This window comes from Pantoea sp. CFCC18177 (genome assembly GCF_059412425.1).
The window spans coordinates 1-17,756 of the sequence record NZ_JBNBPL010000012.1 but is presented as its reverse complement, the minus strand read 5'-3'; the positions used below and the strand labels follow the sequence as shown (position 1 = coordinate 17,756).

Genomic DNA, 17,756 nt, shown 5'->3' with positions numbered 1-17,756 from the left:
GTATGGCTCAAATCATTTTTAATGAAGAATGGATTGTTCAGTCTAAGCTCATGCAACGTACTGGCCTGAATGAGAACCAGATTGAGAATTACAGAATTAACTGCTGGATTGAAGGGGTCCATTTTAAGCGTGTATCACCTAAAGGGAATCGTAACAGCAAAAGAGGCACGACCTGGTACAACTATCCAAGGATTAACAAATTCATTCAGGATTCATGATGATGGCTGCATTACCAACGGGTGTGGAAATCAGAAACAAGAGCATCTGCATCTGGTTTATGTACCGCGGTAAGAGATGCCGTGAAACGCTCAAAGGCTGGATTAACACGCCAGCCAATATAAAAAAAGCGGGCAGCTTACGCACAATTATTGTCAGTGAAATTAACCTGGGTGAATTCAACTACCATGAACGCTTTCCTGGCTCATCCCGCCTGTTGCAATTCGATACAACCCAAAAAATTGAAACCTTTGGCGAATTGATACACATGTGGATGGAGGGTATAAAGCCCGAAGTTTCAGCAAACACGTTTAAAGGTTACATTGCCACCGCAAGAGTAGTCCGACGAATTGTTGGTGACGGCACCCCGATTAAGAATATCCGGCATAACGATATTCTTTTTTATCGCAGCGAATTTCTGAATGGCATGACATTGTATGCGCACGGTTCGAAGCAGAACAGGAAAGGCCGTAAGGTGCGTACTGTGCAGTCATACATGCAGATGTTAGGTCGGGTTATGGATTTCGCCTGTCGCTGCGGTTTTATCGAAGATAAACCGCATGAGGGTATCAAGCCGTTAAAACGTATAAAGGGCAAACCCGATCCCCTACTCAAGTACGAGTTAAAGCAACTGATTATTGCATCACGCGGTCAGGCTAAGAACCTATGGCCATTTGCTGTGTACTCAGGTCTACGCCACGGAGAGCTTGCAGCGCTTGCATGGGAAGATGTCGAACTTGATAAAGGCGTGATCCACGTCAGGCGCAATCTTACCAGCGTTAAGCAGTTCGGACCGCCAAAGACTAACGCCGGCATTCGCACTGTGCACCTTCTTAAACCGGCCATAGCAGCTCTTCGTGCTCAGCTGGAGCTGACCGGGCACAAGCCTGCTGTAAAAATCACGTTTCATCCTCGTGAGTATGGGAAAACTGAGGAGCAGAATGTTCGATTTGTGTTTGTACCAAATCGCTTGGAACAGGAAGATAAGCCCTGGTTTTCGACAAGCGGGATCAGCAGCCGGTGGGATGCAGCAATCAAACGTGCGGGAATACGGCGCAGAACGCCTTACCAGACAAGACACACCTACGCATGCTGGATGTTGTCAGCCGGAGCCAATCCAACGTTCATCGCCACCCAGATGGGTCATGAGAATGCACAGATGGTTTATGATGTGTATGGTTCCTGGATTGGAGAGTTAAGCGGCAGTCAGGTTGACATGCTCAACACTGTGCTGGCAATTTAGTGTCATGCCCCCTGTATGCCCCTTTTTACTTTCGTGATTGGTTTTCATACTTAAAATCAATTGGTTAACATTGAAGTACAATTGTTTAAGGAACAGTGAGATGATTATTTTTGTTACCGGCGCTACTGCTGGTTTTGGTCAAAGTATCACCCGCCGCTTCATTGCTACAGGTCACAAGGTGATCGCCAGCGGACGCCGCGCTGAGCGTTTAAAAGAGCTGAAAGATGAGCTTGGCGACAATCTGTATACCGTTCAGTTGGATGTGCGCAATCGTGCTGCTATCGATGAAGCCATTGCAGCTCTGCCCGCTGAGTGGCGCGATATTGATGTGCTGGTGAACAACGCTGGCCTGGCGTTGGGTGTTGAACCGGCGCACAAAGCCAATATCGAAGACTGGGAAAATATGATCGACACCAACAACAAAGGCTTGGTGTACATGACTCGCGCGGTACTGCCTGCCATGGTGGAGCGCAATGTTGGTCATATCGTCAACATTGGCTCCATCGCGGGGAGCTGGCCTTACCTGGGCGGTAACGTGTATGGCGCAACCAAGGCCTTCGTCCGTCAGTTCAGCCTCAACCTGCGCACTGATTTACACGGCACGGCGCTGCGTGTTACCGATATTGAGCCTGGTTTAGTAGGTGGCACCGAGTTCTCCAACGTGCGTTTCAAAGGTGACGATGGTCGCGCCGATGCGGTTTACGAAGGCACTACCGCACTGACCGCGGAAGACGTGACTGAAGCCGTTTACTGGGTAACCACCCTGCCTAAACACGTTAACATCAATACATTAGAGATTATGCCCGTGGCCCAGACCCTCGCGGGTTTGAAAGTGCATAAAGGCTAAACGATGCCCAAGGGCGCACTGCCGTGTGCCCTATGCGCGACCCCATCCCGTGACGATAATCAGCATCCCGCAGAATGCCACCAGCGCGCCAACCCAATCCCAGGTACTGAGCTTTACGCCATCCACCACGCGCAGCCAGATGAGTGCTGTCATCACGTAGACACCGCCGTAGGCCGCGTACACACGTCCACTGGCGGCCGGGTGCAACGTCAGCAGCCAGACAAACAGGGCGAGGCTCGCAGCAGCAGGGATCAATAACCATGCTGTCATGCCTTTCTTCAACCACAGCCACGGCAAGAAACAGCCAACAATTTCGGCAATCGCAGTGATAAAAAACAGCAACGTGGTTTTCACCAGCATAAAAATGTTCACTCCAGGTTAAACAAACGGCTCACCGCTGGTGAGTAAAGAAGCAGCGATGATATACTAACGCCCATGGTTGTGACAGCCGACCAAGCGGCTGTGCTGGTGTTAACTTAAGGAAATGACAATGAAAAATCTGTTTTCTGCCCTGCTGGCTGCCGTATTGACTTCCAGCGTGCTGCTGACCGCGCCATTGGCTGTGGCTAAAACTGACCGCGTGATCATTGAAGATGGTAACAGTGCTGCCAGCAATGAAGCGGCACGTCAAAGCCAGGAACAATGGAATGACACGAAAAATCTGCGCGGTAAGGTCAATACGCGCGTGGAGAAAGAGTTTGATAAAGCGGACAAAGCTTTTGATACCCGTGACGCCTGTGAAAAGAGCTACAACGTGAACGCCTATTGGGAACCCAATACCCTGCGTTGCCTTGATCGCCGCACTGGGCGTACTGTCGCACCTTAATTCGCTGTTGCTGCTATAGTTTTCATGGGAATTCAGAACCAAGGAGAGTGTGATGAAAAAACGTAATGCCGTTGTGTTGATGGCGATGCTGGCTCTGCCAGTATTGGCCCAAGCATCCTGTGAAAGCGTTAAAGCCGATATTAGTAAGAAGATCGTCAATAATGGCGTGGCCGAATCGGACTTCTCGCTGGATATCGTCCCCAATGACCAGGCCGATCAGGCTGGCGGTCAGGTGGTGGGCCACTGCGAGAATGATACTCAGAAAATCGTCTACAAGAAGAATGGCCGTGATGCGGAAAGCAATGTTCCGGCCAGCGCAGGCAGCTCACAAGATACCCCTGCACAGTAATGCTTACCGGGCGGCACTCAGCCGCCCTTTTCTATTCGGCTTCCGGCCTTTGGCGTGGCATCAGCCATGCAATCCACAGTGTCAGCATGGCAATCAGCAGCGCGACCACAAACACCCAATGCAGTGACGTGGCAATCTGACCAATCCAGTTATGCAGCGTGCCTTCCGGCAGTGCCTGACGGCTCTCATGCGACATGATTTTTTGCATCGGATCGTCGGCCTGCGGCAGACGCAGTGCAAGGTTGAAATTCAGCACCGCTCCCATCAGCGCCGTGCCCACCGCCGAACCCAGCATGCGGCTAAACATGATTGATGCAGTACAGATGCCGCGAATTTCGTAGTGCGCATGGTTCTGCACCGAGACCAGGAAAGTGGTGCTGGTCATACCCATGCCAGTGCCAATCACAAATGCCGTGAACCCCGCCTGCATAATTGAGCTGTCGGCGCGTAACAACAGCAACAGTGCACTGCCCGCGATGAGTAAAAAGGCCCCCAGTTGAGCAGTGAAGCGATACGAGGTGACCAGCATTAATCTGCCACTGAGGGTACTCGCCAGCGGCCAGCCAATGGACATCATCGCCAGCGCACTTCCCGCCTGCAACGGCGTGCCACCGTTAATTCCTTGGATCCACGTTGGCAGAAAAGCGCTGATGCCCATCATGGTGGCGCCAATAATCAGATTTCCGGCATTGCCCGCCACAATCAATCGGCTACGCCAGATGGCCAAGGGAAACAGCGGCGCGGCAGCACGCTGTTCGTGCTGCTTCAATTGCCAGCCGGCCAACAGCGCTAATAGCAGAAATGCCAACAGCCAGTAACCCAGTGCATCCGCTTGTAACAGCGCCACCAACAGTGCCGTGACGCAGATCATCAGCCAGCAGCTGCCGGTGAGATTGAGCTTCGCGCCTGTGTGATGTTCGCGCGCGGGCAGGAATTTTGCCAACAGAAAGATGGAGAACAAACCGATCGGCACATTTATCCAGAAAATGACTGACCAATTAAAATGCTGTACCAGCCAGGCACCACTTAAGGGTCCGATGATGGCCGCCACGCCCCACACGCTTGAAAGCCAACCCTGCACGCTGGCGCGTTCGCGGGGTGAGTAGATATCGGCCACGATGGTGGTGGTGAGCGGCATAATCGCCCCGGCACCCAGGCCCTGAAACGCACGGAACAGAATCAGCCACGTCATGGTATGCGCAAACCCGCACAGCACCGAACCGATGAGAAACAGCGAGACACCAATGAAAAATAACCGTTTCCGCCCCCACATATCCGCCAGTCGACCGTATAAAGGTACGCTCACGGCCTGAGTCAGCAGATAGATAGAGAATACCCAGCCGAACTGCGAAAAACCGCCAAGTTCAGCAATGATCGTAGGCATAGCGGTAGCAACGATGGTGACTTCGATCGCCGCCATAAACATGGCTAACATGCAGGCGATGAGGATCCAGTGGCGATGTTCCGTATTCAATTGTGCAGTTTCAGTCATACGTCTCCCTTTTTTACCTTCAAGGCTAGCTGATTTTCCACCAGATGAGTTTCCTCTGCGTGCTTCCATTTGTGACAACGTCACCCATATCGATGAATTTTTTTTATTGTTGGATGATGCCTTATTTCATGCGGGTTCACCGCATTTTCGCCTCTTTTCTATCTGCCTGATTTTAACGTAAAAACTGGCGCATTACGGTAAGCATTGCTATAGCTTTTAAAGCCTCTTTCCAGTTATTCACTGAGAAAGAAGTCTGGAAGAGTCATTTTATCTGCATTTTGACAGGGTGAAGGATTTTCGTACGCAACGTCTTAGGCGTTACGCTGACATCCTGAGAATGGCACCACCATATCAAACGAATTTTTGAATCAGGGAGACACTTGCATGCAAAATGCATCGCTCGTCCGCCGAACCGGGCTGGCACTGCTGGCCATTGTTGCGGTGATTGCGCTGCTGGTTTGGGGCATCGGACTCAATACCCTGCGTGACCGTAAAGAAGACCTGATTTACCTGGGTCAGCAGCATCTGTTTTTGGTTTTCTGGTCGATGTTCTTCGCACTGCTGGTCGGCATTCCCAGCGGGATCTTACTGAGTCGCCCCTTTGCTCGCCGTTGGGCTGAGTATGTGATGCAGATTTTCAATGTCGGTAATACCCTGCCTCCGCTTGCCGTATTGGCGCTGGCGATGGTGATTGTCGGCATTGGTGATCGTCCGGCATTGATCGCCCTGTTCCTCGCTTCATTACTACCGATTGTGCGCAATACCTATGCCGGCTTAAGCGCGGTGCCGCCGTCGCTGATTGAAGCCGCCAACGGTATCGGCATGACCAAATTCCAACGTTTGATGCAGGTGGAAATCCCCAATGCCTTGCCGGTCATTCTGGCTGGTGTGCGTATCGCCACAGCGATTAACGTGGGTACTGCGCCGCTGGCATTTCTGATTGGTGCCAGCAGCTATGGCGAACTGATTTTCCCTGGCATCTATCTCAATGACTTCCCAACCCTGATCCTCGGTGCAGTGGCAACAGCGCTGTTTGCCCTGATCCTCGATATGCTGCTGGCAGCATTGGGACATTTCCTCAGCCCGCACTCTGCGGCTTAACACAAGGAGCTAAGTGATGGGTAAGATGCATTGTTTAACACGCTGGGCCAGGCACACTGCGCTGGCACTGGCCGCCACACTGGCTATCAGCCAGACCGCTGCGGCAGCCACACCGATTGTCATGGCCACCAAGAGCTTTACCGAACAGCACATTCTTTCCGCGATGACGGTAATGTGGCTACAGAAGAAGGGTTTTCAGGTGGTGCCGAAAACCAATATCGCCACCACCATTGGTCGCAATGCGATGATCAATAAACAGATTGATATGACCTGGGAGTACACCGGTACGTCTCTGATCATCTTTAATCACATCAATAAACCGATGTCCTCTGAAGAAGCCTATAAAACGGTGAAACAGCTTGATGCCAAACTCGGTTTAATCTGGCTCGATCCTGCGCCCATGAACAACACCTACGCTTTTGCTATGACGCGTGCCCGCGCTGACAAAGAAGGTATCAGCACCATGTCGCAGCTGGTGGCGAAGCTGGAAGAGATACGCAAGAACGATCCCGATCATAACTGGAAGCTGGGGCTGGATTTGGAGTTCTCTGGACGTTCGGATGGCCTGAAACCGCTGCAGAAAGCCTACAACATGCCGCTGGATCGCCCGCAAATTCGTCAGATGGACCCCGGCCTGGTCTATAACGCTGTGCGTGATGGTTTTGTCGATGCGGGTTTGATTTACACCACCGATGGCCGCGTAAAAGGCTTTGAACTCAAAGTTCTGGAAGATGACAAACACTTCTTCCCAAGTTACAACGTCACGCCAGTGGTGCGCCAAGACGTACTCGACAGCCATCCCGGCCTGGAAGCGGCACTGAATCAACTCTCGCCTTTAATCACTGATGAAGCGATTACCGAGATGAACAAACGTGTCGATATTGATCACCAGTCCCCTGAGCAGGTGGCGCGTGATTTCCTGAAATCTAAAAACCTGCTGTAAGGAGGCATCATGGATACTTTGCATTACATGATGGGCAATTGGCATACCTTGATGGCTCTGACCTGGCAGCATACCTGGTTGGTGCTGGTGGCGGTCGGATGCGCCATCATCGTTGGCGTCCCTCTGGGCATTTTGATTGTGCGATTTAAATGGCTGGCTACCCCGATTCTTGGCATTGCCACTATTGTGCTCACCATTCCTACCATCGCCCTGTTTGGCCTGATGATCCCCCTGTTCTCGATGATCGGTCAGGGCATTGGTGCACTTCCCGCTATTTGTGCGGTGTTCCTCTACTCATTACTGCCGATTGTGCGCAACACCCACACAGCACTGGAGAATTTGTCGCCGGGTTTGCGCGAAGCAGGTCGCGGCATTGGCATGACCTTCTGGCAGCGCTTGCGCTGGGTGGAGATTCCGATGGCATTGCCAGTGATTTTTGGCGGTATTCGTACTGCGGTGGTGATGAACGTTGGCGTAATGGCGATCGCCGCCGTGATTGGCGCGGGCGGTCTGGGTCTGCAACTGCTTGATGGCATTAGCGGCAGCGACGTGCGCATGTTAATTGCGGGCGCACTGATGATTTGTTTGTTAGCAATTGTACTTGATTGGCTACTGCACCGTTTGCAGTCGGCGCTGACTCCTAAGGGGATTCGATAATGATAAAGCTGGAAAACCTGACGAAAACCTTTACGCAGAAGAACGGCACGTCCTTTAACGCCGTCGATAACGTTAGCCTGGAAGTGCCCGCCGGTGAGATGTGTGTGCTACTCGGCCCTTCTGGCTGTGGCAAAACCACCACCTTAAAAATGATTAACCGTTTGATCCCAGCCAGCAGCGGCAAGATTTTGATTAACGGTGAAGATACCAGCGGACAAGATACCGTGACGCTGCGTCGTAATATTGGCTACGTCATCCAACAGATTGGTCTGTTCCCGAACATGACCATTGAAGAGAACATTACGGTAGTACCGCGCATGCTGGGCTGGGATAAGAAGCGCTGCCGTGAGCGTGCGACCGAGTTGATGAGCATGGTGGCACTGGACCCAACAAAATTTCTCCACCGCTATCCGCGTGAGATGTCGGGTGGACAACAGCAGCGTATTGGCGTGATCCGCGCATTGGCCGCTGATCCACCGGTGTTGCTGATGGATGAGCCTTTTGGTGCCGTCGACCCGATTAACCGTGAAGTGATTCAGAATGAATTTCTGGAGATGCAGCGTCAGTTGAAAAAGACCGTGATGCTGGTGAGCCATGATATTGATGAAGCACTTAAACTGGGTGACCGTATTGCGGTATTTGGTCAGGGTAAGATTGTGCAGTGCGCGAGCCCAGATGAATTACTGGCAAAACCGGCCAATGATTTTGTTGGTTCGTTTGTCGGACAGGACCGTACCCTGAAGCGCCTGCTGTTAGTCCAGGCGGGAGATGTTACCGATCAGCAGCCGACCATTACCGTGCAGCGCAGCACCCCACTGCTCGATGCTTTTGCCACCATGGATGACAATGATATGCGTTCTGTCACTGTGGTTGATGAAGACGGTAAGCCACTGGGCTTTGTGAAACGCCGCGAAGCACGAGGTGCAACCGGCCGCTGCGAGGAGATGCTGCATACCTTTAAGGTGACAGGGAAAGCGGAGGAGAATCTGCGTGTGGTACTCTCCAAGTTGTATGAGCACAACACCGTGTGGATGCCGATCGTCGACGAGGAAGGTCGTTACAGTGGTGAGATTTCACAGGACTATATCGCGGATTATCTGAGTTCCGGACGCACGCGCCGCCGATTGAATCCTCAAGTTCCATAAGTCCAGGTGCGCATTAATGCGCACCCTACAAAAACCTCACCCGCTCGTCGTAGGGTCGCCATTTATGGCGACCACTAACGATTCATCCTCAATCAATGAGACTCCTCCACCGCCTCCACCGCTAACTCATCCCCTCGCTCTGAAGGCAGTACCACGTTCAGTACAATCGCCAGAATGCCACCGGTGGTCACCGCATGGCCAAACAGATTACTCACCAACAGCGGGAACTGTTTCAGTACATCGGGTACCGCTTCTACGCCTAAACCAATGCCAAAGGAGACCGCAACGATCAGCATTTCACGCCGCTCCAGCGGGGATTGCGTCATCACACGGATACCTGCGGCAACGACACTGCCAAACATCACCAGTGTGGCTCCGCCCAAGACCGGCGGCGGTATCTGTTGCAACAGATTGCCAATCACCGGGAATACGCCGAGCAGGAGCAGCATCACGCCAATCACCATCCCCACATAGCGGCTGGCGACGCCGGTCATCTGAATCACACCATTATTCTGCGCAAAGGTGGTGTTGGGGAAAGCAGAGAAGATGGATGCCAGCAAGCAGCTCACGCCGTCGGCCAGGATGCCGCCCTGCAAACGCCGCTGGAAACTTTCTCCTTCAATCGGCTGCTGTGAGATCAGACAGTTCGCGGTCAAATCCCCTACCGCCTCAATCACACAGATCACTGAAACCAGCGCAATCGGCACAAAGATCGTCCAGTCAAAGCTGAAGCCAAAGTGGAAGAAGGATGGCAATACCAGCCAGTGATCCCCAGACATCGGTTTGATCGGCATATGCCCGGTCAACGCAGCGGCCAGGCAGCCCACGGCAATTCCTGCTACTACCGCCACCAGACGTGTCCAGCGATTGCGCGAACGGTTGAGTACAATAATCACCAGCAGCGTCAGTGCACCCAACGCCAGATTACCCGGCGCGCCGAAGTCGGTGGCGCTGTGCCCGCCAGCCCAATCGGTGATACTCACCTTAATCAGGCTGATACCGATCAAGGTAATCACGGTTCCGGTCACAACCGGAGTCAGTACTTTTCTCAATGTGGTCGCACAGCGGCTGATCAACATCGGGATAAACGCGGAGACGAAGTTGCACCCCATGATCATTGCCATAATATCCTCCGGCGATCCACCGCGCGCCTTCACCATCAAGCCACCGGATAAAATCACGCCGAGAAACGCAAAACTGGTGCCTTGCAGGCAAATCATCCCGGCGCCAATGCCCATAAAGCGGCGCGCCTGCAGAAAGGTGCCTAATCCTGAAACCAGTAAGGACATGCTGATCAAATAAGGAATGTAGCTTTGCAACCCGAGCACGGAGCCGATAATCAGTGGGGGCGTAATAATTCCTACCACGCTGGCCAACACGTGCTGCAGTGCCGCAAAGAAAGCGGGGGCAAGACCAATACGGGCGTCTAACCCATACAACAAACCTTTTTGAGAATGCGACATAAGGGTGCTCCGGCAGAATATTCATCAGCATTGCTGATGCATGAATCACGCCATCGCCACCTGACAGGCAGAAAATTTTTCTAACGATTTGAATAAAAACAGATTAAATCAATGATGAAGCTAAGCTGAACCAGAAACCTTAGATTCAACTTAGCGCCATTTGCATCACTTAGTTTCACGCCTCAGCCGTCATTGCACTACCAAGGTGCGATTGTGCAGGCTGTAAAAGTGAAATATCCAGGTACCCAGACAACTCACGTTGTTCGGCACGCGGTAAGTAAGGAAGTTCACCCAAAAGGGGCGCGCCAAGTTTTTCGCGCAGAACGTCAATGATCTCAGCGTAATGGGCAAGGCCTGGGTTAATACGGTTCGCCACCCATCCGATTAACGGCAAACCATCGCGCGCAATGGTTTCTGCGGTCAGTAAAGTATGGCTAATACAGCCCTCTTTAATCCCCACCACTAACACCACGGGTAACTGTTCCTGCTGCACCCAATTTGACAGCGGTTGCAAATCATTCATCAGGCTCCGCCAGCCGCCCGTTCCCTCAACCACCACTCTCGCTGCACGCTGTTGTAATTCCGCCAGACTACGGCTCAACAGCGCATAATCAATGCGTTGTGCCGGGCTGGTGCTGATTTCGTCTTCTGCCAGAGTAATGGGGTTCACCGCACTGTAGGGGAGTTCAAGGCCTGACGCTTGCTGCAGCAGCAGTGCATCTTTATTACGCAACCCGTCAGGGGTGTGCTGCGCGCTCTTAGCGACAGGTTTGTAACCTGCCGCGCAAAGTTCCGCTTTGGCAAAACACTGTAACAGCGCGCGTGACACGACGGTTTTACCCACCGCCGTGTCGGTACCGGTGACAAAGATGGTGCTCATCTTTTTCCTCCTTCATTGAAGCGATGTGTAACTTGCGAAGGAGGCAGTGTAAGGAATTGCGGTGAGCGGCAGATTGCGTTAGCGCAAACTAAAGGCGAGCTGAGGTTAACCTTGCAACAGTTTCACCAATAAATGACCGCTGTAGAGCGAATCCTTGATAAGCGCAGCCGCGCCATGCGTGCCGGGATCAGTGAAACTGGTGGGCGCAAGCTGGATATCCCGGCTGTATGCGGGCAACGCCTGTTGGCGGATAGTACTGCTCACCGCGGGAAACAGCACATCGGCAGCCTGATTCAGCGGAGAACCAATAAGGATTTGTTGTGGATTGAAGATATTAACCATCATCGCCAACATGCGTCCGATGTGATGCCCCACACCGGCGATAACATCCCGGGCCAGCCGATCCCCCTGCTGCGCGGCCTCACACAACGAGGAGATGGTCAGGGGGGTGTTGTGCAACACCGTATCCGGCTGCGTGGCCATGCGCTGCGCCGCCAGCTGCAGTAAGCTGCCCGTGCTGGCAACCGTTTCCAGACAGCCGTGATTGCCGCAATAGCATTGCTGGCCGTAAGGGTCGATCTGCGTATGACCGATTTCGACCAGCGCTTTCCCGCGCTTATGCAGTAGCTGACCACCACTGATCACGCCAGCACCGACCGTTTCATCAATCACAATCTGAATCACATCCTGTGCCCCACGCGAGGCACCAAACAGCGCCTCCGCTAACGTCCAGGCTGAAATATCGTGCTGTACAAACACCGGTAAGCCCGTCAGCGTGGCGAGTGTCTCTCCGAGTGGCATCTCCTGCACATCATATCCCGGCATGCGATGTACCACGCCGGTGGCCGCGTTAATTAAACCCGGCAAGGTGATGGCAATGGCGGTTAAACGCTCAAGTTTGTGCTGGTGGCGAACGAAAAAATCATTCACCTGATTCTGCAAGGTTTGCAATAGAGGTTGCCCGGCCTGATTGGGCAGCGGTAAACGATCTTCCTGCAACGCCCGACTACTGAGGTCGCGAAGTGTCAATGTGATATGTCCCGGCTGAATGCGCACCGCAAGGTAGTGCCAGGCAAAGGTATCAAGAATTAGGCCGATTGCCGGGCGTCCACGACTGCCGGGTTCCTGAAATTCGGTTTCCTGTACCAGATGCGCATCGAGCATTTCACGCACGATTTTGGTGATACTGGCGGGTGCCAGCTGGGCACGTTTAGAAAGCTCAATACGAGAAATCGGGCCGTAATGGTCAATCAGTCGGTAAACCACACCTGCGTTGGTCTGTTTAATTTGATCAATGTGGCCAGGCTGACTGTCCAGATTCACGCCCTGCTCCCGGATATTTTCGCGCTTCTAAATAAACAGCAGCTATGGTGATGCAGATTGGCAGGCAGCGTCAAATATTTGATTAGAAATGTGATTTATCGCACATAAAGACTGGGCCATTATTCACCAGACGGTTCAAATTTCCGCGTTGTGCAGCATTAGCGCCATCATATTACGCATCTGAGCGCTGGGTTCACGCGTGGCTGACCAGACCAACCAAACCTCTGAAATCGCATCGGCCTCCTGCAACGGAATCCAAACCACATCGGCGAGACGCGCACGACGAAACGAAGCGGGCAAGATCGATACCCCTAAACCCGTCGCCACCAGGCCGAGGATCGTCATCGCTTCCCCCACTTCCTGCGTAATAAAGGGTTTTATTTGGTAACGATGAAGCAGTGCCAGGGTTTCGCCATACAGTGCGGTACCGCCCTGTGGATCAAAAAAGACAAAGGGTTCAGTGGCCAGCGCCTGAATCGAGATCGATTCGGCATCGGCAAGTGGATGGGCCCAGTGCACCAGCGCGCAAAGCGGTTCGCGTAGCAGTACCCGATGTTGCAGATCATTCGGCAGTGGCGTATTGCGCATCACGCCAAGATCAAGCCGCCCCTCATGCAGCGGCGCTAACTGCTGTCGCGTATTGTTTTCTTGCATCTGGATGTGCACTTCCGGCCAGCGCTGGCGAAACTGATAAAGCGCATCTGAAACCAGACCGGTAAAAGGTGCAGATGAGGTAAAGCCAATCCTTAACTCTCCCTCTTGCCCACTGTGGATACGCGCCGCACGACTCGCCGCTTGCTCAATCTGTAATAGTATCGCACGGGCGTCCTGCAAGAAGAGTTCCCCAGCAGGGGTAAGCTGCACGCTTCGATTGGTGCGGGTAAAAAGTTGCGCATCCATTTCCCGCTCCAGCTGCTGTATCTGCTGGCTGAGCGGCGGTTGAGAGATATTTAATCGCTGAGCGGCGCGTCCAAAATGCAGCTCTTCTGCTACGGCAATGAAATACCGCAGATGTCGCAGCTCGACATTCATATTTACAACGTCTCATTTGAGATTATTAATATATTGTACAACCTATTACGGCTTTTCTACAGTATTCAGACTGTTTCTAAACCGAGGATTTTCCGTGAGTCGCTCTCCCCAGGCAGTGACACTCGATGAAGACGAGCTGTCCGTTAAGCCTGTTTCCGCCACACCCCCTTCAGAATGGATAGAACGCGGATCGCCGCAGTTTATGCGCGTCACGCTGGCCCTGTTTTCTGCCGGACTGGCCACCTTTGCGTTGCTGTACTGTGTCCAGCCAATTCTTCCAGTATTGTCGCAACAGTTTGGCGTGTCTCCTGCTGAAAGTAGTATCTCGTTATCCCTGTCCACCGGATTAATGGCTCTGGGTTTGCTGTTCACCGGCCCTATTTCTGATGCCGTTGGCCGAAAATCCGTGATGGTGACGGCATTAATGCTGGCAGCCATCTGCACGTTGATCTCCGCCACCATGACCAGCTGGCAAGGGATTCTGCTGATGCGTGCGCTGATTGGCTTGTCACTGAGCGGAGTCGCGGCGGTCGGTATGACCTATCTGAGTGAAGAGATCCATCCACGAGTCATCGCCTTCTCCATGGGGCTGTATATTAGTGGTAACTCGATTGGTGGGATGAGCGGACGCCTGTTGACCGGTGTGCTGACTGATTTCTTTTCATGGCGTGTTGCCGTTGGTGTGATTGGCTGTTTCTCACTGGCCGGTGCACTGATGTTCTGGAAGATCTTGCCTGCATCACGTCATTTCCGCCCCGCGTCACTGCGACCGCGTAGTTTGCTGATCAATTTTCGTCTGCACTGGCGAGATAAAGGGCTGCCCTTCCTGTTTGCCGAAGGTTTTTTGTTGATGGGCGCGTTTGTCACGCTCTTTAACTACATTGGCTATCGGTTGTTGAGTGCGCCCTGGTCACTCAGTCAGGCAGTAGTCGGTCTGTTGTCAGTGGTCTATCTGACCGGCTCATGGAGTTCACCTAAAGCCGGTGCCATGACCAGCCGTTTTGGCCGCGGTCCGGTGATGATTGGCGCAACCGCCATTATGCTGGCAGGACTGTTGCTTACCGCATTCAACTCACTCTGGGTCATTTTACCCGGCATGATGCTGTTCACCGCTGGGTTCTTTGCCGCGCACTCTGTCGCCAGTGGCTGGATTGGCCCGCGCGCGCGCCGCGCGAAAGGCCAGGCCTCTTCACTCTACTTGTTCAGTTATTACGTGGGTTCCAGCGTGGCAGGAACTTTAGGCGGCGTGTTCTGGCACAATTATGGCTGGATGGGTGTGACCGCCTTTATCAGCGTGCTACTGCTCCTGGCGCTCTTCGTCGGCTGGCGCTTACAGTGCCGTAAACTTTAATACCCTTCATCCTTTATTCGGGGCCGCAGGGCCCCGTTTCTCACCGCAGCCCATAAAAACCGGCGATCAAACAGTCCCACATAAAACAAAGCGTCTATTCATCGCTATAATTCATTTTATTCCAACAATAGTTAGACTTTTTTTTTCACAGCAATGAGGACGTTCGATGGAGCTTTACTATTACGTCGATAAGCACGCAGGCTATAACGACAATCATGTGGTGCACGCAACGGGATGCCCCTTCCTGCCATCCGATGGCGCACGGCGTTTTCTCGGCACTTTCTACACCGCGACCGCCGCGATCCAGCAAGCAAGAAAGTTTTACGCCAGCGCGATGGGGTGTGAACACTGCTGCCCGGTGGCGGTAAAAAAAAACCTGACCACTCAACATAGCGTGGCGCTAAAACATATGGTGAGACTCTGATAATAGTGGTTTGACAATGGCATAGCGCTTATAGGGTTTTGTTAAGCACGGCTGTCACATCGTTCTAATACAGAAACAGTCGGCTTAATTTTCCGTGGCTCTTATATACCCAAAATAATTCGAATTGCAGTATGGCGGCAAGTGGGTGAATCCCCAAGAGCTTACATCAGTAAGTGACTGGGGTGAGCACGCGCAGCCAACGCAGCTGCGGTTTGAAGTATGACGGGTAGAGCGCTATGCGTTGCCATCGGTTGCAATTGTGTGGTAACCGCAAGAATTGATAATAACCTCAGGCTATTAACTCCGGCTTTAGAGATAAAAAATATTCAGTAATAAAAACCCTGCCAACGGTTTTCATCCGCTCATTAATGCTCCACAATAGCGTCAGTTTGTGACTTAGGTCACTTAATCGGGTGCGTTTCACCCCCTCACTCGCTGTTGACCGATTTGAACTCCATGCAATCAACTACCGTCTCACGTAAAACAGCCTGGCTACGTGTCGTGCTGCTGGCTATTGCCGCTTTTGTGTTTAACACCACTGAATTTGTCCCGGTTGGCCTGCTGTCGGATATCGCCGCCAGTTACGCCATGAAGACCGCCGACGTTGGTATCATGCTGACGATTTACGCCTGGGTCGTTGCGCTACTCTCCCTGCCGTTGATGCTGTTAACGCGCAACATTGAGCGTCGTTTGCTACTGGCGGTGCTGTTTATTCTGTTCATCGCCAGCCATGTCCTCTCTTCCGTGGCCTGGGACTTCACTTCACTGGTGATTTCACGCATCGGTATTGCCCTGGCGCATGCGGTGTTTTGGTCGATTACCGCTTCATTGGCGATTCGCGTCGCCCCAGCCGGTAAGAAAACGCAAGCCTTGAGCATGCTGGCAACGGGTACTGCGCTGGCGATGGTGCTGGGTGTACCGATTGGTCGTATCGTTGGGCAGTATCTAGGCTGGCGCACCACCTTCGGCATGATTGGTTTGTCAGCGCTGGTACTGTTGATCCTGCTGGTGCGCATTCTGCCACGCCTGCCGAGTGAGCATACGGGTTCCCTGAGTAGTGTGCCGATGCTGTTCCGTCGCCCGGCGCTGGTGGCCATGTACCTGCTCGTGACCTTGGTGGTCACGGCGCACTACACCGCTTACAGTTACATCGAGCCATTTATGCAGGTGGTTGCCAATGCCGATGAGAACTTCACCACCCTGCTGTTACTGCTGTTTGGTACGGCAGGCATTATCGGCAGTGTGTTATTCAGCACCCTGGGTAATAAATTCCCCTCTGGATTATTACTGGCTGCGATCGCCATTATCACATTGAGCATGGGTTTACTGGTGTTCGCCGCCGTTCGCCCAGCCGCAATTACCCTGGTCTGTATTTTCTGGGGTATGGCGATGATGATGATTGGTCTGGCGATGCAAGTGCGCGTGCTGTCGCTGGCCCCTGATGCAACGGATGTGGCAATGTCACTGTTCTCTGGCATTTATAACATTGGGATTGGCGCGGGTGCCCTGCTGGGTAATCAGGTCAGCCTGCATATGAAGATGTCGGACGTGGGTAATGTGGGCGGGGTCATTGGCCTGGTGGCTTTAATCTGGTGTATCACCATTTTCCGTCGTTATCCGCAGTTGCGTTCAAACGGTTAACACTGAAAAAAACCAGGGGCACACACTGTGCGCCCCTGCGCCTTTCACTGCGCATCGGTTAATTAATTATAAATGACTGCTGTGCCATTTAGCTTGTTGTTGCCAGAGGTCGAAGTGATGCGGAACGACTTTGCTCCGGCAGCATTCGCCTTCTCCGATAGCTGATTCTCAAGTGAAGTCAGATTGGTGCTACCCGACGCGCTAATCACGCCAACTTGTTGCTGGTTTAAAGGTGCTTCGTTCACTAACTCAGCAGCCATGCTACCAAACGCGATTGAAGACAGGGCTACAGCGGCTAATGTCATTTTGATGCTTTTCATGATCGTCTCTCTTATGCAGATGAAATGGGTGGGTTGAATTTACTTAACAACTGTTAAGTAAATGCTAACGCCGGAGTCGCACCGGCGTCAATCATTTTATTAACGACCATTATTTTAACGGGGAGTGGCGTGATTATGGGCTTCGCAGCCCTTTTTCACTTATCCGTATGAGGGGTGGCAAACCGAAAAAGCACAAACGGGCAAAGTCCAGTACTGCTAAAAACTGCGGCGCTTGCATAATCCTTGTCTGTTAAGAACTCAGGCTGCTTATTAATAAGTGGCCTGTCTTGTCAGTGCGGGCTCTGCCGCCACTACTGCCCCCTCTGGGCCGTCCTCGCGCCGCTGACGCGGTACCTTCGACTTCCACGTCGTGCCGGACGGACCGTTCGCGGATGACCATCCTGTAGTGGTCTAATCATTTCGGACACCGCCAGAGGTTTTTCTGCGTTTGCCTCTCTTTTTCAGCCGGCGACAGTCCGCCGTTGAATTTGTGTGGTCGTACC

General features: G+C 52.7%; 19 protein-coding genes. 12 read left to right on the top strand and 7 right to left on the bottom strand.

Annotation, left to right across the window (positions count from 1 at the left end; genetic code table 11):
• Window positions 1-2: 2 nt before the first annotated feature.
• The 3 genes from xisR (at window position 3) to ydfG (ending at window position 2,306) form a co-directional block, all read left to right on the top strand.
• Entirely contained in the window at window positions 3-218 is a 216-nt protein-coding gene (gene xisR, locus ACPUC8_RS13855) for an excisionase family protein (RefSeq protein WP_494926534.1), read from the top strand.
• Between the two features lie 2 nt (window positions 219-220).
• Window positions 221-1,459, top strand: coding sequence for an Arm DNA-binding domain-containing protein (locus tag ACPUC8_RS13850; protein ID WP_494926648.1), 1,239 nt, complete (start codon window positions 221-223; stop codon window positions 1,457-1,459).
• Between the two features lie 100 nt (window positions 1,460-1,559).
• On the top strand, window positions 1,560-2,306 hold the full coding sequence (ydfG, locus tag ACPUC8_RS13845) for a bifunctional NADP-dependent 3-hydroxy acid dehydrogenase/3-hydroxypropionate dehydrogenase YdfG (protein ID WP_039336147.1): 747 nt from the start codon (window positions 1,560-1,562) through the stop codon (window positions 2,304-2,306).
• 30 nt (window positions 2,307-2,336) lie between these two features.
• On the opposite strand, the gene ACPUC8_RS13840 is transcribed toward ydfG, so the two are convergent.
• Window positions 2,337-2,666, bottom strand: a complete 330-nt coding sequence (locus tag ACPUC8_RS13840) for a YnfA family protein (protein WP_197063370.1) — start codon at window positions 2,664-2,666, stop codon at window positions 2,337-2,339.
• Between the two features lie 130 nt (window positions 2,667-2,796).
• Here ACPUC8_RS13840 and ACPUC8_RS13835 point away from each other — a divergent pair, with 130 nt between their 5' ends.
• Both ACPUC8_RS13835 and ACPUC8_RS13830 read left to right on the top strand, forming a co-directional pair.
• Entirely contained in the window at window positions 2,797-3,132 is a 336-nt protein-coding gene (locus ACPUC8_RS13835; RefSeq protein WP_494926533.1) for a DUF1283 family protein, read from the top strand.
• Between the two features lie 52 nt (window positions 3,133-3,184).
• On the top strand, window positions 3,185-3,481 hold the full coding sequence (locus ACPUC8_RS13830) for a DUF1161 domain-containing protein (RefSeq protein WP_058973638.1): 297 nt from the start codon (window positions 3,185-3,187) through the stop codon (window positions 3,479-3,481).
• A gap of 31 nt (window positions 3,482-3,512) precedes the next feature.
• Here the strand turns inward: ACPUC8_RS13830 and ACPUC8_RS13825 are convergent, their stop codons facing one another.
• The gene (locus tag ACPUC8_RS13825; RefSeq protein WP_058973639.1) at window positions 3,513-4,973 is read right to left on the bottom strand and encodes an MDR family MFS transporter; all 1,461 of its coding nucleotides are present in this window, start codon (window positions 4,971-4,973) and stop codon (window positions 3,513-3,515) included.
• 384 nt (window positions 4,974-5,357) lie between these two features.
• Here ACPUC8_RS13825 and ACPUC8_RS13820 point away from each other — a divergent pair, with 384 nt between their 5' ends.
• From ACPUC8_RS13820 to osmV, 4 genes are read left to right on the top strand one after another with little or no spacing between them, the layout of a single operon-like run.
• Entirely contained in the window at window positions 5,358-6,074 is a 717-nt protein-coding gene (locus ACPUC8_RS13820; RefSeq protein WP_039336141.1) for an ABC transporter permease, read from the top strand.
• A 25-nt stretch (window positions 6,075-6,099) separates the two neighbouring features.
• Entirely contained in the window at window positions 6,100-7,017 is a 918-nt protein-coding gene (locus tag ACPUC8_RS13815; protein WP_197063371.1) for a glycine betaine ABC transporter substrate-binding protein, read from the top strand.
• Between the two features lie 9 nt (window positions 7,018-7,026).
• On the top strand, window positions 7,027-7,674 hold the full coding sequence (osmW, locus tag ACPUC8_RS13810; RefSeq protein ID WP_039336137.1) for an osmoprotectant ABC transporter permease OsmW: 648 nt from the start codon (window positions 7,027-7,029) through the stop codon (window positions 7,672-7,674).
• Window positions 7,674-8,819 (top strand): osmoprotectant ABC transporter ATP-binding protein OsmV, encoded by a 1,146-nt coding sequence (gene osmV, locus ACPUC8_RS13805; protein ID WP_039336135.1) that lies wholly within the window; start codon window positions 7,674-7,676, stop codon window positions 8,817-8,819. Before osmW ends, osmV begins: the two co-directional genes overlap by 1 nt.
• A gap of 92 nt (window positions 8,820-8,911) precedes the next feature.
• On the opposite strand, the gene ACPUC8_RS13800 is transcribed toward osmV, so the two are convergent.
• The 4 genes from ACPUC8_RS13800 to ACPUC8_RS13785 form a co-directional block, all read right to left on the bottom strand.
• The gene (locus ACPUC8_RS13800) at window positions 8,912-10,282 is read right to left on the bottom strand and encodes a nucleobase:cation symporter-2 family protein (protein ID WP_039336133.1); all 1,371 of its coding nucleotides are present in this window, start codon (window positions 10,280-10,282) and stop codon (window positions 8,912-8,914) included.
• 175 nt (window positions 10,283-10,457) lie between these two features.
• Window positions 10,458-11,162: a dethiobiotin synthase gene (gene bioD, locus ACPUC8_RS13795; protein ID WP_039336131.1), complete on the bottom strand. Its 705-nt coding sequence runs from the start codon at window positions 11,160-11,162 to the stop codon at window positions 10,458-10,460.
• A 105-nt stretch (window positions 11,163-11,267) separates the two neighbouring features.
• Entirely contained in the window at window positions 11,268-12,485 is a 1,218-nt protein-coding gene (gene mlc / locus ACPUC8_RS13790) for a sugar metabolism global transcriptional regulator Mlc (protein WP_039336129.1), read from the bottom strand.
• Between the two features lie 135 nt (window positions 12,486-12,620).
• Window positions 12,621-13,517 carry a LysR family transcriptional regulator gene (locus ACPUC8_RS13785; RefSeq protein ID WP_039336126.1) on the bottom strand — a complete coding sequence of 299 codons (897 nt, stop codon included), beginning with the start codon at window positions 13,515-13,517 and terminating at the stop codon, window positions 12,621-12,623.
• Window positions 13,518-13,611: 94 nt separating this feature from the next.
• Between ACPUC8_RS13785 and ynfM the strand changes: the two genes are divergently transcribed.
• The 3 genes from ynfM (at window position 13,612) to ACPUC8_RS13770 (ending at window position 16,933) form a co-directional block, all read left to right on the top strand.
• On the top strand, window positions 13,612-14,868 hold the full coding sequence (ynfM, locus tag ACPUC8_RS13780) for a multidrug efflux MFS transporter YnfM/SxtP(Kp) (RefSeq protein WP_039336124.1): 1,257 nt from the start codon (window positions 13,612-13,614) through the stop codon (window positions 14,866-14,868).
• 166 nt (window positions 14,869-15,034) lie between these two features.
• The gene (locus tag ACPUC8_RS13775; protein WP_039336122.1) at window positions 15,035-15,292 is read left to right on the top strand and encodes a hypothetical protein; all 258 of its coding nucleotides are present in this window, start codon (window positions 15,035-15,037) and stop codon (window positions 15,290-15,292) included.
• Window positions 15,293-15,748: 456 nt separating this feature from the next.
• A complete protein-coding gene (locus tag ACPUC8_RS13770; protein WP_039336120.1) occupies window positions 15,749-16,933 on the top strand; it encodes a sugar transporter in 1,185 nt (394 codons plus the stop codon).
• Window positions 16,934-16,995: 62 nt separating this feature from the next.
• Here the strand turns inward: ACPUC8_RS13770 and bhsA are convergent, their stop codons facing one another.
• Complete coding sequence (gene bhsA, locus ACPUC8_RS13765) at window positions 16,996-17,253, bottom strand: multiple stress resistance protein BhsA (protein ID WP_039336118.1); 258 nt, start codon at window positions 17,251-17,253, stop codon at window positions 16,996-16,998.
• Window positions 17,254-17,756: the final 503 nt, after the last annotated feature.